The sequence below is a fragment of the Streptomyces pactum genome (assembly GCF_002005225.1).
In the GTDB taxonomy this organism is placed as follows: Bacteria; Actinomycetota; Actinomycetes; order Streptomycetales; family Streptomycetaceae; genus Streptomyces; species Streptomyces pactum_A.
Map to the genome: position 1 here is coordinate 360,667 of NZ_CP019724.1, position 24,241 is coordinate 384,907.

General features: G+C 72.3%; 18 protein-coding genes and 1 pseudogene. 8 read left to right on the plus strand and 11 right to left on the minus strand.

The window, feature by feature from the left end; all coding sequences use genetic code 11:
- Positions 1 to 244 precede the first annotated feature (244 nt).
- From B1H29_RS01485 to B1H29_RS01495, 3 genes are all read left to right on the plus strand, one after another.
- Positions 245 to 766 carry a hypothetical protein gene (locus B1H29_RS01485; RefSeq protein ID WP_055421499.1) on the plus strand — a complete coding sequence of 174 codons (522 nt, stop codon included), beginning with the start codon at positions 245 to 247 and terminating at the stop codon, positions 764 to 766.
- 496 nt (positions 767 to 1,262) lie between these two features.
- Positions 1,263 to 2,177, plus strand: coding sequence for a YceI family protein (locus tag B1H29_RS01490; RefSeq protein WP_055421498.1), 915 nt, complete (start codon positions 1,263 to 1,265; stop codon positions 2,175 to 2,177).
- A 225-nt stretch (positions 2,178 to 2,402) separates the two neighbouring features.
- Positions 2,403 to 3,056 (plus strand): YceI family protein, encoded by a 654-nt coding sequence (locus B1H29_RS01495; RefSeq protein WP_055421497.1) that lies wholly within the window; start codon positions 2,403 to 2,405, stop codon positions 3,054 to 3,056.
- 260 nt (positions 3,057 to 3,316) lie between these two features.
- On the opposite strand, the gene B1H29_RS01500 is transcribed toward B1H29_RS01495, so the two are convergent.
- Complete coding sequence (locus B1H29_RS01500) at positions 3,317 to 3,712, minus strand: hypothetical protein (protein ID WP_055421496.1); 396 nt, start codon at positions 3,710 to 3,712, stop codon at positions 3,317 to 3,319.
- Positions 3,713 to 4,239: 527 nt separating this feature from the next.
- Between B1H29_RS01500 and B1H29_RS01505 the strand changes: the two genes are divergently transcribed.
- The 4 genes from B1H29_RS01505 (at position 4,240) to B1H29_RS01520 (ending at position 7,134) form a co-directional block, all read left to right on the plus strand.
- Complete coding sequence (locus B1H29_RS01505; RefSeq protein WP_030817331.1) at positions 4,240 to 4,443, plus strand: cold-shock protein; 204 nt, start codon at positions 4,240 to 4,242, stop codon at positions 4,441 to 4,443.
- 381 nt (positions 4,444 to 4,824) lie between these two features.
- Complete coding sequence (locus B1H29_RS01510) at positions 4,825 to 6,324, plus strand: DEAD/DEAH box helicase (protein WP_055421495.1); 1,500 nt, start codon at positions 4,825 to 4,827, stop codon at positions 6,322 to 6,324.
- A gap of 46 nt (positions 6,325 to 6,370) precedes the next feature.
- Complete coding sequence (locus B1H29_RS01515; protein WP_055421494.1) at positions 6,371 to 6,775, plus strand: CBS domain-containing protein; 405 nt, start codon at positions 6,371 to 6,373, stop codon at positions 6,773 to 6,775.
- Positions 6,776 to 6,825: 50 nt separating this feature from the next.
- A complete protein-coding gene (locus B1H29_RS01520) occupies positions 6,826 to 7,134 on the plus strand; it encodes an SCO5918 family protein (RefSeq protein ID WP_055421493.1) in 309 nt (102 codons plus the stop codon).
- Positions 7,135 to 7,268: 134 nt separating this feature from the next.
- On the opposite strand, the gene B1H29_RS01525 is transcribed toward B1H29_RS01520, so the two are convergent.
- From B1H29_RS01525 to B1H29_RS01555, 7 genes and pseudogenes are all read right to left on the minus strand, one after another.
- The gene (locus B1H29_RS01525; protein WP_055421492.1) at positions 7,269 to 7,529 is read right to left on the minus strand and encodes a chaplin family protein; all 261 of its coding nucleotides are present in this window, start codon (positions 7,527 to 7,529) and stop codon (positions 7,269 to 7,271) included.
- Between the two features lie 479 nt (positions 7,530 to 8,008).
- Positions 8,009 to 9,233, minus strand: a pseudogene (locus B1H29_RS01530) (beta-ketoacyl-[acyl-carrier-protein] synthase family protein).
- Complete coding sequence (locus tag B1H29_RS01535) at positions 9,230 to 9,490, minus strand: acyl carrier protein (RefSeq protein WP_055421491.1); 261 nt, start codon at positions 9,488 to 9,490, stop codon at positions 9,230 to 9,232. Before B1H29_RS01535 ends, B1H29_RS01530 begins: the two are co-directional and overlap by 4 nt.
- Positions 9,454 to 10,494, minus strand: coding sequence for an NAD-dependent epimerase/dehydratase family protein (locus B1H29_RS01540; protein ID WP_055421490.1), 1,041 nt, complete (start codon positions 10,492 to 10,494; stop codon positions 9,454 to 9,456). Before B1H29_RS01540 ends, B1H29_RS01535 begins: the two co-directional genes overlap by 37 nt.
- On the minus strand, positions 10,491 to 12,068 hold the full coding sequence (locus B1H29_RS01545) for an AMP-binding protein (RefSeq protein ID WP_055421489.1): 1,578 nt from the start codon (positions 12,066 to 12,068) through the stop codon (positions 10,491 to 10,493). The genes B1H29_RS01540 and B1H29_RS01545 overlap by 4 nt, the downstream gene beginning before the upstream one ends.
- Positions 12,065 to 12,949 (minus strand): alpha/beta fold hydrolase, encoded by an 885-nt coding sequence (locus B1H29_RS01550; protein WP_234393175.1) that lies wholly within the window; start codon positions 12,947 to 12,949, stop codon positions 12,065 to 12,067. The genes B1H29_RS01545 and B1H29_RS01550 overlap by 4 nt, the downstream gene beginning before the upstream one ends.
- Positions 12,950 to 13,002: 53 nt before the next feature.
- Positions 13,003 to 14,031, minus strand: a complete 1,029-nt coding sequence (locus tag B1H29_RS01555; RefSeq protein ID WP_055421487.1) for a 3-oxoacyl-ACP synthase III family protein — start codon at positions 14,029 to 14,031, stop codon at positions 13,003 to 13,005.
- 157 nt (positions 14,032 to 14,188) lie between these two features.
- Between B1H29_RS01555 and B1H29_RS01560 the strand changes: the two genes are divergently transcribed.
- Positions 14,189 to 21,565 carry a type I polyketide synthase gene (locus B1H29_RS01560; RefSeq protein ID WP_055421486.1) on the plus strand — a complete coding sequence of 2,459 codons (7,377 nt, stop codon included), beginning with the start codon at positions 14,189 to 14,191 and terminating at the stop codon, positions 21,563 to 21,565.
- 384 nt (positions 21,566 to 21,949) lie between these two features.
- Here B1H29_RS01560 and B1H29_RS39025 read toward each other — a convergent pair whose 3' ends face one another.
- The 3 genes from B1H29_RS39025 to B1H29_RS01575 all read right to left on the minus strand — a co-directional run bounded on the left by B1H29_RS39025 (position 21,950) and on the right by B1H29_RS01575 (position 24,215).
- Positions 21,950 to 22,192: a DUF6411 family protein gene (locus tag B1H29_RS39025; protein ID WP_079159948.1), complete on the minus strand. Its 243-nt coding sequence runs from the start codon at positions 22,190 to 22,192 to the stop codon at positions 21,950 to 21,952.
- A gap of 463 nt (positions 22,193 to 22,655) precedes the next feature.
- Positions 22,656 to 22,958 carry a hypothetical protein gene (locus B1H29_RS01570; protein WP_055421485.1) on the minus strand — a complete coding sequence of 101 codons (303 nt, stop codon included), beginning with the start codon at positions 22,956 to 22,958 and terminating at the stop codon, positions 22,656 to 22,658.
- Positions 22,959 to 23,114: 156 nt separating this feature from the next.
- Positions 23,115 to 24,215 carry a glycoside hydrolase family 43 protein gene (locus B1H29_RS01575; protein ID WP_079159949.1) on the minus strand — a complete coding sequence of 367 codons (1,101 nt, stop codon included), beginning with the start codon at positions 24,213 to 24,215 and terminating at the stop codon, positions 23,115 to 23,117.
- Between the last annotated feature and the right edge of the window lie 26 nt (positions 24,216 to 24,241).

Genomic DNA, 24,241 nt, shown 5'->3' on the forward strand with positions numbered 1-24,241 from the left:
CCCTGCGGCACTCCCGGCGCCGCGTTCCCCGGCCGCCGTCGGCGGCGGAATCCGCGGCGTACTCGACGTACTCGGCGACACAGCCGCAGGCTCCGACTCGCCAGTGCGCAATGGCGCCGCGAAGGCACCATGGGGAACGCGGAAGCGGAACCGCGGAAGCGCGGAAGCCGTACCCGAGCTCTGCCGTGCCCCTCCCTGCGGCCCGCGCATCCCTGCGGCCCGCGCGCCGTTAGCATGGCGTGCCATGATCGTATGGCTCAACGGCACCCACGGCGCCGGCAAGACGACGACCAGCCCACTCGTGCAGCGACTGATTCCGGATTCACGGGTGTTCGACGCCGAGAAGGTCGGCGAGACCCTCATGGACATCACGCCGGGACTGCCCGAGACGGACAACTTCCAGCACTGGCCGCCGTGGCGACCCCTCGTCGTCGAGACCGCCCGCCGCGTACTCGACTACACCGGCGGCACTCTGGTGATCCCCATGACCGTCCTGGTCGAGCGGTACTGGCGCGAGATCAGCACGGGCCTGGCGCAGCACGCCATCCCGGTGCGGCACTTCGTCCTCCACGCCGACCAGGACACCCTGCGGGGACGCATCGAGGGGGACACGGTTCTCGGCCCCTCCTCGTTCCGCCTCGCCTACCTCGAGCCCTATGCCGAGGCGGCCCGCACGTGGCTGCACGGCGAGGCGGAGGTCATCGACACCACGCACCTCGAACCCGCCGAGGCCGCCCTGCGCATCGCGAAGGCCGTCCAGAGCTGACGCCCACCCACCACGCCGAAATCAGCAGCCGCAGGTGCCGGCATGATGCTCTGCTCTCCTCGAGGGCGGTCGATGGCCTGTCGTGGATACAGACCGGCCGCCTCGGTGAAACTCATCGCCTTCGGCGAACCCCGGAACTCCTCGTCGGGAGGCACTGCCCACCCGCCTGTGTGTCGGGTCCGTGGTGAAACCGCAGACTGCCGGTGAACGTCTCGGCCTTCCGTGCTCTTCACCACAGCACTGCTGCAAAAGAGCGAAGTCGAGGTGTGCCGATTTGCCCCGCCGTTGTACTGATTTGCGACCCCACATCCACGGTCAGAGGCATACGACGGCTGGGACACCGGGGTGAACGACCTGAACGTGGGCGACTTTATGATCGTCAACGAACTACTGTCGTCTCGCCCGCCTTCCTGCCGCCGACGGTTCTTGGCGACCGCGAACACTACCGGCCGAGCGGGCCGTGCGACGGTGACGCATGTGAGGAAAGGTGAGATCCATGGCCCTCGGGCTGCTCCGACGTCGGCTTTCTCGCGGCACTTCCGGTGCCGGACCGAGCATCTCGGTCCCTCTGCCGCCCGATGCCGGGGCGTTCGGTTTCGAGGTCGTCGACCCCATGGGACAACCCATGGGCGGAGCCGAGGTCACCGTGACCGCGCTGGACAGTCACCGGGTGGTGACACGTGGCACCACGGACCCCCACGGCTACTTCATAGCGACGCTGCCACCGGGCTCGTACAGCGTGATGACCGTGGCCGACGGCCTGGCACCCGCCCGCGAGAACCTCGACATCGCCGCCGGGGTGGCACTGCCCCCGGCACGCATCGCGCTCGAGCCCACCCGCCAGATGGAACTTCCGACAGCCGGAACCTGGCTGTTCGACCCTCCGCACACCGCGATCCGGTTCATCGCCAAGCACGTGGGCATGGCCCACGTCCACGGCCGGTTCACCCGCTTCCAGGGCGGCATCCGCGTCGCACCGAACATGGCCGACTCGCACGTCTCGGTGCGCATCGACGCGGCCAGCATCACCACGGGCAACAACACCCGTGACAATCACCTGCGGTCCGCTGACTTCCTGGACGTCGAACGCTTCCCGCACATCGACTTCAACAGCACCCGGTTCGCCTACCGCGGCGGCTCCAAGTGGACGCTGCACGGCACCCTCACCATGCACGGCACCAGCCGCTCCGTCGGCCTCGACACGACCTACCTGGGGACGGTGAACGGGGGCTACGACCAGGAACTGCGCTGCGCGGCTCTCGCGAAGGCGGAACTCCACCGGGAGGACTTCACCCTGAACTGGCGCTCGATGCTGGCCCGCGGCATCGCGGTCGTCGGTCCGACCGTCCAACTGGAGCTGGACGTCCAGGCGATGTACCGCACCCACGACACGCCCACGCCCCCGGAGTAGGCCCTCGCGGGGAGGCGCCTGGCGAGCCGCGGCCCGCCGGGCGCCTCCCGCTCGTTCGCGCGGTACGGATCGGGCCCCGCGCGCCGGCGCACCACCACATTATGTTGATCTTGTGCAGCTTCGCAGTCGACCGCATGGAACCCGGACGAGGCCACCCATCTCGCTGGGCGGTGTCCGGCGACACCGTGATAGCACGGAGTATCAGATGGGAAAGGGCTCACGATCATGGGTATCTTCAGCCGTCGCCAGAGCTCCGTCATCGAACGGAACCCGGCCCTGGACACCGGCACCTCAGGCGCGGACACCTCGTCCCGGAGTGTCGCGCTCGACCCGGCGCTTCGCGCGCTGACCGGGCGTTGGACCATCGACCGCCCGCACAGTCGCATCGGGTTCTCCGTGCGGCACGCGATGGTCACCACGGTACGAGGAGCTTTCGCCGACTACGACAGCGCTTTGTACTTCGACGGAGCCCGGCCCTCCGAGTCGCGGGCCGACCTCGTGATCCGGGTCGCGAGCGTCGACACGGGCGTGGAACAACGCGACGCGCACCTCGTCGGACCCGACTTCTTCGACGTGCGCCGCTTCCCGGAGATGGCCTTCCGCAGCACCTCCACCGTCCACGAGGGCGGGGAGAGCTTCCGCATGACCGGGGACCTGACCATCCGCGACGTCACGCGGCCCGTCGACCTGCAGCTCGACTACCTCGGCTCCGTCCTGGACCCGTTCGGCGCCGAGCGAGCCGGCTTCGACGGCACCACCACCATCGACCGCACGGAGTGGGGCCTGGTCTACAACCAGCGTCTGAAGGCGGGCGGCACCATGGTGAGCGAGAAGGTCCGGCTGCAGTTCGACATCTCCGCGGTCCGGTTGGCGCCGTAGGTGGCGTTGCTGGACCACGCCCTCGGGACGGGAACCGACTCGACCGACGAGAGGACCGAGACGAGAGCACCGGGACCCGAGGGTTCCTGAACACGTTCCGGATCCTCGACCAGGACGCTACTACGTGGACCGGCAACAACTGGTTCGCCGGCTGTGACCCGACGAAGGCGACGCTCGTCCGCACGACGGCGAAGCCCTGACGGGTTCCGTCTGAGCCCTTGAGGCGTCGTGGCCCCGCAGCGGCCCGGCCTCGTCGCCGGTCAGCCAGGGCACCACGCGGGCGCCGCCCCAGGTGCCGTGGCCGCCCGGCGCGGGGAGCCGGGGCCCAGCGTCTGCTCGGGGCTGAAGATGATGCCTCGTGGAGGAAACGCGCCGGAGCTGATCTCGCCCAGGTGCGCGTCCTCCTCGACATGCAGGTGTTCCACGTCGCCCCAAAGGCGCCACAACTGCCGCAGTTCGGAGGGAAGCGCGAAGCCGAGGCGTTCGCGGAGGAGGGCATCGGCGCGTTCGATCCCGCCCTCGGGCGCGGGTGGCAGGGGCGGGGCGTGCGAGACGAGTGCGTGCTCGGCGAACCACGCGATGATGCCCCGCCGGGGCGCCTCGACGCGGCCGGTGTTGCTCCGGAGCAGGGGATACGACGCCCCGAAGTCCGGCACGGCGCGTCTCGGTGTCTCAGTCCTCCGCGATCAGGGCGGGGGTCGACCGGGTGAGCACCTCGCCGCGGAAGAAGGCGGGGCTGCGCCGACGCAGGTTCGGACGATGCGCATGACCTGCGTCACACTTCCCGACCAAGGCACGGACGAACGGGAGCCGGACGCGGGACGCCGGGGACCTTCTCCCGCAGGGCCCGGGTCACTTCGATGCCGAAGACGCTCCCGAAACGTTGCGCTCCGGCCGAATCAATAGCTGTGCCCGCGAGCTGAGATTTAAACGGAACACGCAGACAGATTGTCTGCGGCAATAAGTGGAGTGGGATTCCGCACCGTACACGGGCCGCTGCGACGTGCTACTGTCGATCTCAGTTGCAGTTGTGGTTCCCGAAACTTCAAGTGCCCTCCGGCCGGCTCCTTGCCGCTGGAAGCGCTTTTACATATCCGGTCTTTTTCCGGACGGGGTGATCATCGCGGCGACACGGGGTCCGCGCAGTGCGGGCCCCGAGGCACTGCCCCAAAGGAGAAATGACATGGCTGCTGGTACCGTGAAGTGGTTCAATGCGGAAAAGGGCTTCGGCTTCATCGAGCAGGACGGTGGCGGCGCCGACGTGTTCGCCCACTACTCGAACATCGCCGCCCAGGGCTTCCGCGAGCTGCTCGAAGGCCAGAAGGTGAACTTCGACATCGCGCAGGGCCAGAAGGGCCCGACGGCCGAGAACATCGTTCTCGCCTGACACCGGCGCACACTTCGTAGCTGGGGCCCGCATCCTTCGGGGTGCGGGCCCCAGCTACTCGCATTTCCCGCAGTGGTTCCGCCTATGGACGACAATCAAGCCATGCGCGCGAACCAAGCCATGGGCGAGAACCGGTAAATCCGTGGACGCACCGGACACGGATCGCCCACCACGGGTGCGGACGCATTCCTTCACGGCCCATCTCCGTGGGCGCCCGAATATCGCCTCCGCATCGCGCCACTCTTTCCAGCACCTGCGCCCTCACGAGTTTTTCTCCGGCCAGATCCGCTGCCGCGTTCCACCGGCCCATTCTTGCGATTCTCCGTGCCGCTCATCGCTGCGGGAATTCCTTGATATGTGCCGCATCGAGGAAGGTTCCGCATGAACAACCGCACACGCACGAACGACCGCTTCGCCCGCAGCCGTAACGGCAGTGCCGACTCCGGAAAGGGTGGCAGCCGATTCGGTTCGTCGGCCCCTCGCCGGTCCGGCGGCCCGAGCCGGTCCGGCGGCTACGGCCGCCGCCCCGCCGCGGCGCAGGGCGAGTTCGCCCTCCCGGAGACGATCACCCCGGCACTGCCCGCCGCGGAGAGCTTCGCCGCTCTCGACATGCCCGCGGAGCTGCTGGCCGCGCTCGGCGCGCAGGGCGTGACCGTGCCGTTCCCGATCCAGGCCGCCACGCTGCCGAACTCCCTCGCCGGCCGTGACGTCCTCGGCCGGGGGCGCACCGGTTCCGGCAAGACCCTGGCCTTCGGACTGGCCCTGCTGGCCCGTACGGCCGGGCAGCGTGCCGAGGCCCGGCAGCCGCTGGGGCTGGTCCTCGTCCCGACGCGTGAGCTGGCGCAGCAGGTCACCGACGCGCTCACCCCGTACGCCCGGTCGGTGAGGCTGCGCCTGGCCACGGTCGTCGGCGGAATGCCGATCGGCAGGCAGGCGAGCGCGCTGCGCGGCGGCGCGGAGATCGTCGTCGCCACTCCCGGACGCCTCAAGGACCTCATCGAGCGCGGCGACTGCCGTCTGGACCGGGTCCGCGTCACCGTCCTCGACGAAGCGGACCAGATGGCCGACATGGGCTTCATGCCGCAGGTCACCGAGCTGCTCGACCAGGTGCGTCCCGACGGCCAGCGCATGCTGTTCTCCGCCACTCTCGACCGCAACGTCGATCTGCTCGTACGCCGCTACCTGAGCGACCCGGTCGTGCACTCCGTCGATCCGTCGGCCGGCGCGGTCACGACGATGGAGCACCACGTGCTGCACGTCCACGGCGCCGACAAGCACGCGGCCACCACCGAGATCGCCGCACGCGAGGGCCGGGTGATCATGTTCCTGGACACCAAGCACGCCGTCGACCGCCTCACCGAGCACCTCCTGAACAGCGGGGTGCGCGCCGCCGCCCTGCACGGGGGCAAGTCGCAGCCGCAGCGCACCCGTACGCTGACGCAGTTCAAGACGGGGCACGTCACGGTACTGGTGGCGACCAACGTCGCGGCGCGCGGCATCCACGTCGACAGCCTCGACCTCGTCGTCAACGTCGACCCCCCGACCGACCACAAGGACTACCTCCACCGCGGCGGCCGCACGGCCCGCGCCGGCGAGTCCGGCAGCGTCGTCACCCTGGTCACCCCCAGTCAGCGCCGCGGTATGACCCGCCTCATGACGATGGCCGGCGTCGTCCCGCAGACCACCCAGGTCCGCGCCGGTGCGGAGGCCCTGCACCGCATCACCGGTGCCCAGGCCCCCTCCGGCATCCCGGTCGTCATCACCGCACCAGTGGTCGAACGCCCCAAGAAGCGCGGCGCCACCTCACGCGGCCGGCGCCGCCCCGCTTCGGCGACCCGACGCGCGCCCGTACGGCAGTCCGGCGTCGGTACGGCGGCATAGAACCGTCGTGATCAGGAAGCCGGCCCATCTCCGCAGGAGGCACACTTTGACACTGGTCCAGACGCAGAGCCGCACGGCGAGTGCCCATCCCGTTCACGGCATGGTGGCCGACACCATGGACGCCGCCGGACCTCAGGTCTGGGAAGACATGACCGTCGAGGTGGCACTGTCCGTGATGGCCGCCGCCCGCACCGGTCATCTGATCGTCTGCGACGACGACGGCCTGTGCACCGGCCTGGTCACCCGGGCCCGGCTCACGGCTGTTCGTGACAGCTCCGGATACACGGACCGGACCCGTCTGCGTGACATCGCCGACGTCATCGGTCCCTTCGCCCCACCGCTGGCCACCAGGGCCGAAACCGAGCGTGCGATGCGGCACCGGCGACTCGGGGCGCTGCCCGTGGTCGACGAACACGGCAACGCGCTGGGCGTCCTCACCCTCTCCCGCTGAACCGCCTCACGGCGGTCCGCCCCGTCTCTCCTTCTCCCCTGTGAGGCATCATGCGCTGTGTCATCGCCCGCTTCCCGTTCGACCTGACCAAGAGCGGCGTGCTGGAATCGATGAAGGGCGTCAAGCCCGAACCGGTCACCGGCGAGTCCGTGATCATCGGACGACGCCGCTACCCCGTCAAGCAGGTCGGCCAGGTCATCACGCACCAGGACCGCCGCGATTTCAGCGGCGGTGAAGTCCTCCGGGCCATGGCTCGGCTCGGCTTCACCTGCCGCGCACTCCCCGAGGACGCGCCCGCCCGCGTCGAGAGCCCGATGCAGCGGGCTTCCGCGATGCTCGGCACCCCCGTCTCCGTCTGACCGACGGGACAGGCGCGAGCCGGTCACTGCGTTGAGGGCCCTACCGGTGCGCGCCGGTAGGGCCCATCTCGTCGAGCTGCGCCGTGTTCACGGTGCTCGGGTCTGGGCGCTGAACGACCAGCCCGTCGGATCGTCTACATCATCGGAAGGTCCGCGCCGCCGCACCAGTTGTACGGGCGCGACGCCGGAACCTGCATCAGGTTGCCCGTGGCGGTGCCGGTCGCGTTCGTCGCCGCGCCGGTCGCGCGGTTGTCGCCGTGGTTGATGCAGGTGCTGCCCTCGGACGGCCCGAGCCCAGCTCCGATACCGCCCGCCTGGGCGGACCCCGCAGTAGCGGCCAGTGCAGCAACGCTGATCGCCGTGGTGGCGAGCGTCGTTCGTGCAAATGAGTGCATGCGCATCTCCTGCTGATCGGCTTCGAGCCGTCCAACGACGTCGACGCCTGGCGGTCACACCATGCGGATTTCGGGTTGACGCACAAGCCGTCAAGGCCGGGCCTACTACCCGGTCGCCGCACTTCTGCGGCGAACCGGGCACGCCTGGAACGGGACGGCTGGTACCAGGGCGCCACACCGAAGGTGACCTTCCCGTCCCCCTTGCCGCTGCTTGCGGAGCTCCGGCTGCAGCTCAAGTCCGGCCCCCTCGTTGCCGGACGAATCGCTGGTCTGCCCCCAGGCCCTGCGCCCGATAGAGCCCCTGCCGCGGTTCCTCGATCGCTGCGGCAGGACCGGTCCCCGCCATCCGCGCCCCCAGCGCGCACCGTGCCTGCGGAGGAGTCCGCCGAGGATTCAGGGCCGGTGCACTCCCGCTGAACCGACGCGGGCCCGTCGTTCCCCCGCGCCGCCCAGCCTCTCCTGGCCGGCCGCCGAGCCGGTCAGGAGGTCCTGGCCAGGGCAAGGACGACGTTGTGTCCGCCGAAGCCGAAGGAGTGGCTGACGGCGATACGGACGTCCTGGCGGCGGGGCTCCTTGGTGACGCAGTCGATGTCGAACCCCGCAGCCGGGGAGTCCAGGTTCGCGACCGGGGGGCACCGTGCCGTGCTGGAGGGTCAGCACGGTCAGCGCGGCCTCCACGGCGCCCGCCGCGCCCAGGCTGTGGCCCAGCACGCCCTTGGGCGCGGTGACACTGGGGCGGTGCGGCAGCACCCGGGCGGTCAGGGCCGACTCGGCGGCGTCGTTGGCCGGTGTGGAGGTGCCGTGGGCGTTCACGTGGTCGACGTCCCGCGGAGCCGGACCCGCGTCCGCCAAGGCGGTGCGCAGGGCCTCCTCCGCGCCCCGGCCGTCCGGGGCGGGCGCGGTGGGGTGGTGGGCGTCCGAGGTGCTGCCGCAGCCCACCAGCAGGGCGCGGACGCGGGCACCACGGGCGGCCGCGTCCGCGCTCCGCTCCAGTACGAGGACGCCGGCGCCTTCCGCCATGAGGAAGCCGTCACGGTCGGCGGCGAAGGGCCGGGACGCGCCGGTGACCGCGTCGGTGCGCCGGGACAGCGCCCCGGCGCGCCAGAAGCCCGCGATGGCCAGCGGGGTGACGGCGGCCTCGGTGGCCCCGGCCACTGCGACATCGCACCGGCCGGCGGTGAGGAGGTCACGGGCGACGGCGGTGGCGCCGGAGGCGCAGGCGGTGGCCGGGGCGAGGCCGGGGCCGCGGGCCCCGAGGTCGATGGAGACCTCCCCGGCCGCCATGTTCGGGATGATCTGGGGGATGGTGAGCGCGGAGGCCATGTCTGCGCCCCGTTCCGTCAGCCGTCTGGCCTGCTCCTCGCGCACCGCGTCCGCTCCCAGCCCGCAGCCGATGACGACGGCGACCCGGTCGCCGTCCCACGTCCGGGCATCGAGGCCGGCGTCGTGCACCGCCTCACGGGCGGCGAGCACCGCCAGCACGGCGTTGTGCGACATGCGCCAGGCGGTGCGGCCGACGCGCCGGTCCAGGTCGTCGCGGCACAGCGGGACGCGGCAGGAGAAGTCCACGGGAAGGCCGGCCAGCGCCGGATCGTGCGCGGCCGTGGTGCCCGCACCGCGACGGACCGTGTCCCAGGTGGCACCGGTGTTCTCCCCGGCGGGGGTGATCAGGCCGAGGCCGGTGACGGCGACGGGCTCGGTCACGAGGAGGCCACCGCCCCGGTGCCATCCGCGCGCAACGTGTCGAGGTGGTCGGCGACCTGCTCGACGGTCGTGGTCCGGGAGGCGTACGCGCTGTCGATCTTCACCCCGAACCGCTCGTGCACGATGAGCACCAGCTCCGTCAGGGCCAGCGAGTCCAGGTCCAGTTGCTCCAGCGTGAGCTCGGGCCGGATCTCCTCCTCGGGGACGCGGAAGGCGCTGTTCAGGATGGAGCGGAGGGTGTCGTAGGTGTCCGGCACGGTGTCTCCTCGCTGTCGTTCGGGGTGGCAAGGGTGAGCTCCGCGACACCGGCGTCGAATCCGACCGGCGGTGCGAAGTCCAGGTCGCGGCGGGCCGCGGTGAGGTCGAAGTAGTGCGGATGCAGCAGCTCCGCGACCAGGAAGCGGCTCAGGGCGTGGGTGCGGGTGCTGCGTGCCGCGCGCAGGAGCGTGTCGCCGACCGCGGCCCCGGCGGTGGCGAGTCGGGGCGGTACGGCGCACCAGCGGGCGTCGATGCCTGCGGCCCGCAGGAAGTGCCGGGTGATCTCGCGCAGCGGACGCGGGTCGCCCTGACCGATGAAGTAGGCGCGGCCGCCCGCCGTCTTCGGCGACTGCCGCAGGCTGTCCAGGGCGAGCAGATGGGCGTGGGCGGCGGTACGGACATGGGTGGTGTCGACGAGGTTGCCGCCGTCACCGGGCATCAGCAGGCGGCCGGCCCGCACGGCGCGCGCGAGAGCGGGGGCGAAATGGGGGTCGCCGGGCCCCCAGACGATGTGCGGGCGCAGCGAGACGGTGGCCAGCTCCGGGCCGTGGGCCGCCAGCACCAGGGCCTCGGCGCGGGCCTTGGTGGCGGGGTAGGCGGCCAGGTGACGGGGAGCGACGGGCAGGCTCTCGGTGACACCCTCCAGGCCGCCGGGCCGGAAGACGACACTGGCGGTCGAGGTGTAGAGGAGCGTGCGCACGCCGTGGGCGCGGCACTGCTCGATCACATGGCGGGTGCCGACGACATTGGTGGCCCAGTAGGGCCGCGGCGGGCCGCTGACTCCGGCCAGGGCGGCGTTGTGGATGACGGCGTCGCACCCGGCGACGGCACGGGAGACCGCGGCGGCATCGGCGAGGTCGCCCAGGTGCTGGTGGACACCCAGCCGTTGCAGCGCGCTGCTCGGGCGACGGCTGAGGGAGGAGGTGACGGCACCGCGTGCGCTCAGTTGACGGCAGATCTCCAGACCCAGGAAGCCGCTTCCTCCGGTGACCAGTACCTTCATCGAATCCTCCCGCGCAGCCGCTTGGCGGCCCAGCCGGCCAGTCGCATGCGGTCGATCTTGGAGTTGTGCCGGGGGTCGGTGGGGAAGGCGGTACGGATCAGCACGGCGCCGACGCGGTGCCCGTCCGGGTGGTCCTTCAGAACGGCGCGAACAGCCTCCAGGGCGGAGGCGCGGGGGGTGGAGGGCAGGGGTTCCACGCAGAGCACGGGCAGTTGGCACACGGCCGTGCCGACACCGACGAGGGCGGTGCGCCGGATGCCGGGGGCGGTGTCCGCCACGGCCTCGATGTCCTCGGTGGTCAGGGTGAATCCGGTGCCGGTGACCAGGTGGGCCTTGCGGCCCAGGAACCACAGTCGGCCCTCGTCGTCGAGCCGGCCCAGGTCCCCGGTGCGGTGCAGCACGCCGTGGTCGGTGTCGCTCTTGGTGGTGGCGTCGGCGTCGGGACGCGCGTGGTAGGCGGGGCTGACGGTGGGGCCGGTGACGGCGATCTCGCCGAGCCCGGTGGCGTCGGCGTCCAGGATCCGCGCGCGGATGCCGGGCATCGGCCGGCCCAGGCAGGTGCCCGAGTGCCCGGCGGGCGGCGCGGTGCGCGAGGCCCGCAGGTCGTGGTCACCGATCGCGGACACGGGCAGGCACTCCGTGGCGCCGTACACGCTGAGGATCTCGGCGTCGTCCGGCACGGCCTCGCGCAGGGCGTCGGCGAGACCGATGCGCAGCGGGGCTCCGAAGGACAGGATCTGCCGGACCGAGGGCAGGGTGACGCCGTGGCGGGCGCAGTGACGGGCGATCAGGGTGAGGACGGCTGGGGAGGCCAGGACGATGGTCGCCCGGTGTTCCCGAATGGGCCCGGCGACTTCCTCCGGCGAGGTGCGGGCCGGGGCCAGGTGGTTCACCGCCGGGGCGACGGTGGCCAGGCCCAGCAGCGGACCGAGCAGCGCGACCGGCAGGAATCCGGCGAGGAGTACGTCGTCGGGCCGGGGGTCCATCAGCGTCGTCAGGGCGTCGAGTTGACCGGCGAGGGTGGAGTGGCGGTACTGAGCGCCCTTCGGCCGCCCCGTGGAGCCGGACGTGAAGGCGATGAGGGCCGGTCCGTCGCCGTCGGACTCACGCGCGTGCGGGTGCGACGTACCGTCGGCCGCCGCCCGGGTGACCAGTCGCCGTCCCATGGGGAGCGGTGCGGATCCGGTGACCAGGGGGATCCGGACGTGGGGACGGCCCCACCCCAGCGCCCGGCGGCCCAGGTGGGCCAGCGGCTCCCCGATGAAGACGTCCGGGGTGATGTCCTGAAGGCAGCGGCCCACTTCGGCGCGCGGTTCGATCAGTACGGGTACGGCGCCGAGCAGAACCAGCGCGTACGAGACGGCGGTGAGGTCGTGGGCGTCGCGGGTCATCACGACGGCCTTGTGGCCGGGCCGGACCCCCGCGTCGCGCAGGCCCTGGGCGATGTGACGGCAGTGGCGCACCAGTTCGCCGCGGCGGGTCGTCCGAGAGGTTCCCTTACGGCTTTCGACGAGGGCGACGGCGTCGGGCCGCTCGGCCAGACGCCCGGCGATGTCCGCGGCGGTCGTGGTCATGGGGCTCCCTGGAGGAAGTCACGGATGTGGTCGCCCAGTTCGGCCGCGGCGTCCTCCATGACGAAGTGCCCGGCGCCGGGGAAGCGGTGGATGACGGCCTGCGGGCACCGGCGCGCCCACTCCTGAAGCAGGTCCGGGGTGAACACGGGATCGCGCATGCCCCACCCGACGAGCAGGGGCAGGTCCCCCAGGCCGGCCCCGGTGCCGGAGGGTTCGAGCCGGTGCCACGCGGGGTCCGCGGGGCCGTGGGGAATCGCGCGCACGGCGTCGGTGACCGCCCGGCGCTCCGCGCGACGGGCGTAGGGCCGCAGGTAGGCCCGCCGCTCGGCCGGGAGCAGCGGGCGGTGGACTCCGGCCCGTACGGCGACGCGGGCGAAGGCGTTGGTGGCGTGGACGAACGCGGCGACAGGCCGGTGATCACGGATCCAGCGCAGGTAGAACGGCAGCCGGAAACCGTCCGGGAAGGGGAAGGCCACGGTGTTGCAGACGACCAGCCGGGCCACGACGCCCGGGTTGCGCAGCGCCCAGGCGCATCCGAGCGGGCCGCCCCAGTCGTGCAGGACGAACGTCCAGCCCCGCTCGGGCAGGCCCTCGTTCCGCACCAGGTGGCGGTGGAGGCTGTCCAGGCCTTCCAACTGGGCCTCGTAGGGGTCGGGCACCCCGTCCGCCGGCCGCAGGTGCCGGGACAGCCCGAAGCCCGGCAGGTCGGGGGCCAGACAGCGGGCGTGCGGGGCGAGCCGGTGCAGCAGCTTGCGCCAGACGTAGCTCCACGACGGGTTGCCGTGCAGGAACAGCACGGGCCGGCCGGAGCCGAGGTCGAGGTAGTGCTGGCCGGTGACCGGCACCCGCCGCCAGTGCCGGGGTGCGGGGTAGCCTGGCATCAGCCGTTCCAGTGCGGCGGGATCCGGTGCCGGGGCCTGTCCGGCTCGTGCGGTCACCACCGGACGAGCGCCAGACCGAAGCTGAAGCCACTGGCCAGACCGATCATCGCCACCAGGTCCCCGCTCTCGATGCGGTCGGCCTCCCGCGCCTTGACCAGTTGCAAGGGCAGGGAGGCCGCCGCGCAGTTCCCGTGCTCGGCCACCGCGGGCATGCACCGGTCCTCGGGCAGGGAGAAGGTGTCGATCACCTCGCGGTACTGCGGCATGGCGATCTGGTGGAAGGCGATGAAGGAGAAGGTGCCGGCCTGCGCGGCCCGGAGTTCGTCCCCGGCGGTGTCCAGGATCCGGGGGAGCACGTCGAGCGCGCTCTGCCGCAGGTCCCCGTTCAGCCGCAGGGTGGTGTGGTCGTCGTGGACGGAGAGGTGGTGCATGCTTCCGCCGCCGGCCACCGTGCAGGCCTCCCAGGCGGGAGAGTTGCTGACGAACCGGAGGGACAGGATGCCGGGATCGCCGTCACCCGCGGGGCCGGCGGTGAGCACCATCGCGGCACCGGCGTCGGAGGCTGTGTAGCCGGGCAGTGCCCTGAGCAGGTCCTCACGGTCGGGGAGGTGCCAGCGGGTGGCCAGGGTGGAGGGTTCACCGCAGGCGATGAGGACCGTGCGGTAGCGGCCGGTCTCGATGAACGACGCGGCCACCTCCATGCCGTTGAGGAAGCTGTTGCAGGCGTTCTTGACGTCGAACACCGGGCAGGAGGCGCCCAGTTTGGTGGCCACGAGGTGGGCGGTCGCGGGTTCGATCAGGTCCTGCGAGGTCGAGGCGAACAGCAGCAGGTCCACGTCGCCGATCTTCAGACCGGCTTCGTCGAGCGCGCTGCGGGCGGCTGCCACGGCGAGGTCGGAGGAGTCCTCGCCGTCCTCGTGGACGTGGACCCCGCGCACACCGGTGAGATCCTCCAGCAGACCGGGCGGCGGGGAGTAACCCCCCGTCTCGGTGATCTTGGCGCGGGTTTCGTCCAAGGTCCGGTACCGGGACGGAAGATGAGCGGAGACGGCGGCGATACGGGCACGGATGGCTTCGGGCACCGGGTCACCGTAGCCGTTGCGGAACCGGTATGACGTATATGTAGTTACATTCACTACAACGGGTGCTATGCAGCGAATCCTTCCACTCGCCGCCCGCTTCATCCTCTTCAATCCGCACGAAGGCCAGTGATCGGCGTGAAGGGGCGGGAACTTGGCGATGCAGCAGCTTGAACGGGCCGTGGCGGTGGTGGGCGTGGGGTGCCGGCTTCCCGGAGGCATCACCGACCTGGACGGCCTGTGGGCCGTGTTGCGCGACGGGCGCGACGTGGTCGGCGAGATGCCCGCCGACCGGCTGCCCCGCGACCGGATCGTCGACCCGGGAGGCGTGCGGCCTGGCCGCAGCTACACCGCCGCCGGCGGTTTCCTCGAGGACGTCGCCTCGTTCGACGCCGCCTACTTCGGCATGTCCCCCGCGGAGGCCCGGCACACCGACCCGCAACAGCGGCTGCTGCTGGAGATGGCCGCCGAGGCACTGGACGACGCCGCCATCCCCGCCGAGTCACTGGCCGGGTCGGACACCTGCGTGTACGTGGGCGTCTCCGACCCCGGTTACGGCGTGAACCTGTCGATGATGCAGGACCACACCAGCCCGCACACCATGCCCGGCGCCACCCTGTCCATCACGGCGAACCGGATGTCGTACGCCTTCGACCTGCGCGGGCCGAGCATGGCCGTGGACACGGCCTGCTCCTCCGCCCTGGTCGCCCTGGACCGGGCCTGCCGCACCCTGCGCGAGGGCCCGGGCCGCGTCGCCCTGGTCGGCGGCGTCAACGTGCTGTCCAACCCCTACTCCTTCGCCGGATTCTCCTACGCGGGCATGCTGTCGCGGCGCGGACGCTGCGCGGCGTTCTCCGCCGACGCCGACGGGTTCGTCCGCGCGGAGGGCGGCGCAGTGCTCGTCCTCAAGCGCCTCGCGGACGCGGTGGCGGACGGCGACCGCGTCCACGCCGTACTGGCCGCCACCGGCAACAACACCGACGGCCGCAGCACCGGAATGATCGTGCCCAGCGCCGAGACCCAGGAGGCGCTGCTGCACACGGTCTACGCGGAGGCCGGGATCGACGCGGACGACCTGGTGTACGTCGAGGCCCACGGCACCGGCACCCAGGCCGGCGACCCGGCGGAGGCCGAGGCCATCGGCCGGGCCCTGGGCCGGCGCCGCAACCGCGGGCCGCTGCCGATCGGCTCGGTGAAGACGAACATCGGCCACCTGGAACCCGCCGCCGGAATGGCCGGCCTGCTCAAGGCGATCCTGGTCCTGCGCCACCGGCTGGTACCGGCGTCCCTGCACGCCCTTCCCCTCAACCCCCGCATCGACTTCGACGGCCTGGGACTGGCCCCCGCCGTCGACCCCGTACCGCTGGCCCCGGGACAGCGGGCGGCCGTCGGAGTGAGCGCCTTCGGATTCGGCGGAGCCAACGCCCACGCCGTCGTCGTCCAGCCGCCCGCCGCCCGGCGGCCCGAGCCGGGCCCGGTGCCGGACGGTCGCCCGCTGCCCCTCGTCGTCTCCGCCCGGTCCGCCAAGGCGCTGAAGCGGATGATCGCCCGTATGGCGGAGCGACTGCGGAACACCGAGCCGGCGGACTTCTACGACGTGGCCCACACCAGCACCGTACGGCGCACAGCGCACCCGCACCGTGCCGCCGTACTGGCCGCCGACCCGCGAGAGGCCGCCCGGCAGTTGGACCGGCTGACGGCCGCGGAGCCCGCGAACGGGGCCATGGTGCGCGCCGGCGAGCGGGACGGGATCGCGTTCGCGTTCTCCGGCAACGCCTCCCAGTGGCCGGGCATGGCCGCCGACCTGCTGCGGAGCGAACCGGTCTTCCGAAGGGCCGTCCAGGACGCCGACGCGGCCCTCGCACCCCACCTGGGCTGGTCGGTGGCCAAGGAACTGGCCCACCCCTCACCCCGGAAATGGCAGCGCACCGAGGTGGCCCAGCCCGCCCTCTTCGCCGTGCAGGTGGGCCTCACCGCGCTGCTGGCCTCGCACGGGGTGCGCCCGCGGGCGGTGACCGGACACAGCGTCGGCGAGGTCGCCGCCGCCCTCGCCGCCGGGGTCCTCACCCTGGACCAGGCCGCGTTGGTGATCGCCGAACGCAGCCGCGCCCAGGGTGCCACGGCGGGCCGGGGCCGGATGGCCGCCGTCGGCCTGCCCGAGGCCGAGGCACGCGAGGAACTGCTCCGCCACGACGGCGCGCTGGAGATCGCGGGGATCAACAGCGACCGGGACGTGACCGTCGCCGGGGACGCCGACGCGCTCGCGGCCTGGGGAGCCGAAATGACCGGCCGCGGCGTCTTCTTCCGCGAACTGGACCTCGACTACGCCTTCCACAGCCGGGCCATGGACCCCATCAGGAAGCCGCTGCTCGACGCCCTCGACGGACTCGAACCCGCCCCGGCCCGCGTCCCGTTCGTCTCCACCGTCACCGGCACCCCGCTGGACGGGCCCGAACTCGACGCCGCGTACTGGTGGCGCAACGTCCGTGAACCCGTACGGTTCGCCGAGGCCGCCGCCCACCTCGCCACCGAGCACGCCGGCGTCCTGGTCGAGATCGGACCGCACCCGGTGCTGCGCCCCTACCTGCGCCACACCGGCGCCCTCTGCGTCACCACCCTGCACCGCGACGGGGACGGCCTGCGCGAGACCGCGGCGGCCGTCGCCGCCGCACTCGCCGCCGACACCGCGACCGACTGGCGGCACCACTTCCCCCGCCCCGGCCGGGTGGCCGACCTGCCCGCCTACGCATGGCAGCACGAACGGCACTGGCACGGCACCGCGCAGGACCTGGTCGCCCACACCAGCGGCAGCGGCCTGCTGGACCATCCGCTGGTGGGCGAACGGATGCCCGCCCCGCACCCCGTGTGGCACGGCACCGTCGAGCCGCAACTGGTGCCCTGGCTGGGCGACCACAGGATCGGCAGCGACGTCCTCATGCCGGCCGCCGCCTACGTGGAGATGGCCCTGAGCGCCGGTCGCCGCGCCATGGACCGCCCGGTCGAGGTACGGCACCTGGAGATCGGCCGTCCACTCTCCCTGCGGTGGCCGGACCCGACGCCGGTCGCCCTGCAGACCGCGGTCGCCCTCGACGACGGCGCCGTGACCATCAGCGTCCGTGAGGAACACGGCGGTGAGTGCCTGCCCGTGGTACGCGCACAGGTCCGTAGCCTGCTCGGTACGGCACCGGCCCCGCTCGACGTCGGCACGCTCCGGGCCCGCTGCGACCGGAGCGTCGACGGCACGGGCTTCTACCGCATGTGCCACGGCATCGGTCTGCACTGCGGGCCGGACTTCCAGCTCATCGACCGCGTCGACACCGGCGACGGCGAGGCACTGGTCAGCTACCGGCTGGAGCACCCCGCCGACGCCTACACCGCCCATCCGGTCCTGATCGACGCACCATTGCAGGCCACCGTGGCCCTCGCCGAGGCGCAGGGGGAATCCGCCGCGTTCCTCCCGACCGTGTTCGGAGCCGTACGCGTGTGGCGCACCCCGGCGCCCACCGGTGTCGTACATCTGCGCCGCCGCAGCCGCAGCGCCAACGAGATGTGCTGGGACATCACCTACGCCGACACCGACGGCACGGTGACCGTCGAGATCGACGGCTGCCGCACCCGCCGGGCACACCTGGCCGAACACACCCCGCTGACCGTCCAGCGCACCGTCCTCAGGGCCGCCCCCCACCCGGGGGCCGCCGCCCCGCCCTCCCCGCTCCCCACGCCCATCGAGGTGGCATCCGCGGCCGAGCCGCGCATCGCCGCCGCACGCGCCGCCCTGGACGACAGCGGCCACCCCCGGTTCACCGCGGCCGCCGAGCAGACCGGCGCCCATTGCTGGGCCGGGACGCTGCGCGGTCTTCTCGCCGACCCGGCGGCCCCGTTCTCGATGGACGACCTGGTGGCCGGGGGCCTCCAGCCCCGGCACCGACGGCTCGCCCGGCTGATGCTGCCCCTGCTGGCCGAGCACGGTCTCGCCCGGCCGACAGGGGAGACCTGGCAGCTCACCGGCGCACAGATGCAGGCCGAGGCCCTGCTGCGCGCCCTGGTCGAGGACCATCCCGCCTACGGCGCCGAGACACTGCTCCTCAACCGGCACCTGCGCCGACTGCCCGACGTGGTGCGGGGACACGCCGACGCACGTGAACTTCTGCCGGCCGGGGACAGCGCCTACGAGCAACTCCACGAGTCCGGCCCCGCCCACCGCTTCGCCCACCGAGCCGTGCAGGCCCTGCTCGGTGACATCGTCGCCCGCTGGCCCGCCGACCGCCCGCTGCGCGTCCTGGAGTTCGGCGCGACCACCACCGCCCTGGCGGCCGCGGTCCTGCCCGTGCTGCCGGCCGACCGGACCCGCTACACGTGCACCGCACCCGCCGGCAGTACCCTCACCCGCGCCGAGCACCGCTTCGCGGCCCACGACTTCGTCGACTACCGGACTCTCAACACGGACGCCGACCCGGCCGACCAGGGTCTGCCCCGAGGCGGATACGACCTCGTCCTGACGGGGGACGCCCTGCACACCACCACCGACCTGGCCGCGACCCTGCGCCGGCTGCACGGCGTGCTGGCCCCCGGCGGACACCTGCTGGCCACCGAACCGCACCACGCCCCGCTCCAGGCCCTGCTGTACGGCACGCTGAACGACTTCTGGGAGCGTGGGGACCACACCCTGCGTCCGGTGTCCCGCGTTCTCGCCCGGGACCGGTGGACACCGCTGCTGCACCGGTGCGGCTTCTCCGGTGTGGCGCAGACCGGGCCCGAGGACCGCTCCGTCCTCCTCGCCGCGGCGGACCACAGCCAGGCGGTGGCCACCACCGGGACGGCGCGGCCGGTTCCGGGCACCACCTGGGTGATCGCCGTCGAGGACGGCACCGAGACGGCGACCGCGCGAGCTCTCGCCGCCCGCCTCGGGAAGGCCACCGTGATCACCGCCCCCGACGAGGCCGCCACCTGGAGTGCGGCCCTGCCCACGGACCCCGATCCGCGCGTCGTCCTGCTGCTCGCCGCACCCGGCCCGCACGAGACCGTCACGCGGACCACCCGCCGCGCGGCCCTCCTGCGCTCCCTGGCCACCGCCTGCGACGGCCTGAAGGGCGGAACCAGCCCTCAGGTATGGCTCGTCACACGCCCGACCGGCCTCTTCCCGGCCCCGGAGCAGCCGGCGCACCCGGTGGACGCGGCCGTCTGGGCGGCCTGCCGCACCCTCGCCAACGAGCGCCCGGACCTGTTCCTGTGCCGCCTGTCCTGCCACCGCACCGGTGACGCCGACACCGACGCCCGCCGCCTGGCCGGCGAACTTCTCGCACCCGGTGACGACGACCGGAGCGCTCGGGAGGACGAGATCATTCTGACCGCACGGGGCAGGTTCGTGCCCCGGCAGGTACAGCACCCGGTGAACGAGCCCCCGGGCGTCCCCGCCGGCACGCCGTTCATCCTGGAAGCCCGTGACCCGGGCCTGCACCGGCGGCTTGTCTGGCGGCAGACGCAGGAGCCCGAGCCCGGACCGGGCGAGGTGGTACTGGAGATGCGGGCCGTGGCCCTGAACTACCGCGACCCCATGCGGGCCAACGGCCTGCTTCCGCCCGAAGCGGTGGAGAACAGTCCGCTCGGCCGCGGACTGGGCACCGACGGCGCCGGCGTCGTGCGTGCCGTGGGAGCGGGGGTACGGGACCTGAAGCCCGGCGACCGGGTCTGCGGCCTCGTGCCCGCCGCACTCGCCTCGCACGCGACGACCCCCGCCCTCGCCGTCGTCCGCGTTCCCGACGAGATGAGCTTCACGGAGGCGGCGACCTTCCCCGTCGCCTTCCTGACCGTCCACCAGACCCTGGTCCACCAGGCCCGTCTCGGTGCCGGGGAGACCGTGCTCGTCCACGGCGGAGCCGGGGCGGTGGGTCTGGCCGTCCTGCAGTGCGCCCGCCGGCAGGGCGCCCGCGTCATCGCCACCGCCGGCACGGAGACCAAGCGGGACCTGCTGCGCACGCTCGGCGTCGAGCACGTACTCGACTCCCGCAGTCTGGACTTCGTCCCCCGGGTGCGAGAGCTGACCGATGGTCAGGGCGTGGACGTCGTGGTGAACTCCCTCAGCGGCGAGGCCATCGCCCAGGGCCTCGGCCTGCTGCGCCCCAACGGCCGCTTCGTCGAGCTCGGCAAGAGGGACGTCTTCCTCAACAATCCGATCACGCTGCGCCCCTTCCACCGCAGTCTCACCTTCATCGGTTTCAACCTCGACGCCGTCGTGGACGACCCGGCCCTGCGAGCCCGGCTCGTCGAGGACTTCGACGCGGCGATCGGTTCCCGCACCTACCGGCCCCTGCCCCACACGGCCTATCCCGCCGCCCGTGTCGACGAGGCCTTCCACCTCCTGCAGCACTCCCGGCACACCGGCAAGGTCGTCGTCACCTTCGACCCCCTGGACGAACCCGTCCCCGTCGAACCCGCACTCGGCTCCCTCCGTCTCGACGGCGAGGGCACCTACCTGATCACCGGTGGACTGAGCGGGCTCGGCGCCGCCACCGCCCACCTGCTGGCCGACCGCGGGGCCCGGCACCTGGCCCTGCTCTCCCGCGGCGGACCCGACGCCCCCGGCGCGCACACCCTGCTCCGAGAACTCACCGACCGCGGTGTGCGGGCCACCGCACACGCTGCCGACGTCACCGAGGAAGCGGCGCTGCGCCAGGTGATCGACGCCGTGGACGCCACCGGTCACCCCCTGAGGGGCATCGTGCACGCGGCGATGCACATGGACGACACGGTGCTGTCCGACCTCACCGACGACCGGTTCGCCGCCGTACTGGCGCCCAAGGCGGCGGGCGCGGCCCTGCTGGACCGCCTCACCGCCGACCGCGACCTGGACCTGTTCCTCACGTACTCGTCCGTCTCCGCCAGTATCGGAAACCCGGGACAGTCCGCCTACGCGGCGGCCAACGCCTACCTGGAGGCCCTCACCCGGGCCCGGCGCGGCACCGGCCGGACGGGTACGGCACTGGCCTGGGGGCCGATCGGCGAAACCGGCTACGTCGCCCGCAGCGGCATGGAGGCCGCCATGGCCGGACGCGGCCTCGAACTGCTCACCCCCGCCGAGGTCCTGACCACCGCCGACCACCTCTTGGCCGCCGGCACCGATGTCGCCGGTGCGGGCCGCTACCGCTGGGGGACCGCACGCCATCTGCTGCATGCCCTGGCCACCCCCCGGTTCGCCCCGCTGGCTCCGGCCTCCTCCGCGGCATCCCCGGACGCCCGCAACGAGCTTCTGAACGCGCTGGCGGACCTCCCGGCGGACGAGGCGGTGCACAAGATCACCGACGCGATCACCCAGCTCCTCGCCGGTGTCCTGCAGGCCGACCCGGCCGACCTCGACCCCACGCTCAACGTCACCGACTTCGGACTGGACTCGCTGCTGGGGATGCAGTTCCTGGTGCAGGCCCGGGATCTGTTCGACATCCGCCTCGGACCGGCCGACCTGGCCACCGGACGCACCCTGACCCACTTCGCCCGTCTGGTCCACCAGCGGCTGGACCTGAGCGCCGACGAGCGGCAATAGACGCAAGGCGGGCGTCCGCCGTGCCGGGCACCCCGGTACGGCGGAGGCCGCAGCCGGGGACCGGCCCCGCGGTCACCGCGGGCCCGGGCGCGGCACGGAGCGCGGGCCGGTGACGTCCGCGCCCAGGGCGGGCCGGCATACGGCGCGGTTCGCGTCCGTTTCCGGATCAGGAACTCGGAGACGCCGAGCGCGGTCACCGGCTGCCCGGTCAGCGCGCCGAACGCGGGCGTGCCCCGGTCGGTGCCGAGCAGGTCGCGCGCCATGTAGTCGTGCGCCTTGTTCGGGCGCCGCTGCGACCACACGTCGTCGATGAACTCCAGCACCATCTGCGCTCGGGACGGAACCGAAGTCGAGGCGCCTCGCCGGCCCGCTCGTGCCCCGGGGTCAGAACGGCAAGCGGCCCCTGGCCCGGCGTCCTGCGGAACCACTGCGTCCCAGAGCACGCGAACTGGACCGGAAAGGCTTGCTGAACAGCCGTCCCAACGGGCCTGGGGCCTTGGACCCGGCCCGGGAACCGACACCCATGGTGCGCTGCGCACCGCTCTGGGGACGTCGTGACAGACGGGGCAGCAGAAAGGCGAGTACCGCCAGTACGACGCAGAGGACGATGATGCCTGCGATGACCATGTCGTGTCTCCTCACTCCGGGCCTCGGATCCTGTCCGTGCACTTCCTCGTGCCCCCGGAGAGACGGCGCACGCGCCTGACTCGTCCGACCACCGACCACCGACGCCGGCAGCCGGCGGTGCGCCGAGGTCGTGCCGCCCCGCGCCGCGACCCGCACGCTCTGGTCGCACGCCTCACCTCTGCCGCCGGAGCCCGGGACTCGGACTCACGGCGACGAGCCGGGTCAGGCCGACAAGTCCCGTGCGATGGAGCGGGCTTCCTCTACTCCCTCGCCGTCGTCGCGATGGTCCGGACCCTCGACCAGCCGCCACACCAGCATGTCGACGCTGAGGCAGCGCATCGTCCCGTAGGCCCCTGGGCCCCACCGGTTTCCGGGTCCGGCCCAGGGCGGCGGTTTTCGAGGGCCACCACGGGGTGTCATGCGTGTCCTCTCGGCGAAGTGGACAGCCGGCACCGGTACACGCTCAGGGACGAGCGTGCTGCGCCCTGCCCACCGTGCGGGGCGCGGCGTGGTGGACGGGTCGCTTCGTACCGGCGTGTTCCAGGCGGCGCACCCACAGGGAGGTCGTGAGCAGCAGGCCGCTGAAGACACTCAGCAGAAGGACGGACGCCCACATCTGCCTGCTTCCGGGAGACTCCCACCAGGTCCAGGCCGCCGTCACGGCCCACAGGAAGCTACCTCCTGCATAGAAGGCCCGGATCCGGAGCAGTTGACGTAGCCGCGGCGCGACCGCGACGGGCGTGTGGTGGTCGGTGCTCGATGCCATGCCGACCCGTGTACCCCGCGCACGGCACGACACGTACCACCGTCTGGTGATTCGCATCGCGGACGCGCGGTCCCCTCCCGAATGAGACGTACACCGCTGCGTTCCGCCGGTGTGCTCGTCGCGCGCGGCAGCGCCCACCGGGTCGGCGCGCCGCGGTCACTCGAAGAACTTCAGGCTGAAGCCCACGTCGGTGGGGGCTCCGGGCACGTTGGCCCGGCGGTAGGTGGAGCTGCCCCACCAGACGGCCGTGCCCGTGTACCAGTAGCGGTTGGACCACGAGTACGGTGTCCCCTTCTCGACCGCGTGGAACATGGTCGGGAACCGGTTGCCCGGGACAGGGGCGGCACCGGCATCGCCCCGGGGCAGGACGAAGGTGTGGTGCCCCGGGCCGTCGACGTTCACCGTGGTGTGCCACCCCGCCATCATCGACGGCACGTGCGAGCCGAACAGGCACCCGTTGCTCTTGTACCAGTCCCAGACGTAGGTGGGGTCACCGCCGGCACGCAGTCTCAGGTCGGCGACGCAGTACTTGCTGCTCCAGCTCCCGTTCGCGGAGTAGGTGATGTGCAGGCGCCCACTCGGGTCCACGATCGGCTGCGGCGCCTCGTTGATGTAGGGGTTCCCGACCACACGCTCCCACGGCTCGCGGGGCTGCGAGATGACGTAGCGGCCGCCCGTGGCCGAGGTCGGACTGCTCATCCGCGCTATGTACAGGTTCTGTTCGACGTTCGTGTCCCCGGACCAGCCGGACCACACGAACCAGCGCTGACCGTCGAAGGTGAACGGCACTCCGTCGATCGCCCACTTGTCGTCGGGCAGAGCTACCTTGGTGGCGGCGGAGTAGCCGGTGTCCGCGAAGGGCGAACTGATGTGGTACATCCGGTGAGTGGCGCCGCGGCCGGCGGCGAAGTAGATGCGGTACTGGCCGTCGTGGTGCACGATCTCCGGAGCCCAGACCTCGCCGAGTCCGCCGGTGTCGCGCCACACCTGCCGCTTGGGAGCTTCGGCGACGCCCTCCAGGGTCGTCGCCGACCTGACGGCGATGCCCCCGTCCACGGACTTGGCGGACACGTACAGGTCACCGACCTTGATGACGCTCGGGTCGGCCCCTCCGAGACTGGTGCGGCCGCTGGCGGAGGACAGGCCGTCCCCGGCCGCGTGCGCGGTTCCGGCGGGCGTCGCGACCTGGCCGACCACGAGTGCTCCGGCGAGTCCGAGCGGTACGAGGCCGACAAGCCGTCGGCGAGAGGGGGACATTCCATACCTCCTGGTCATGCTCGCGT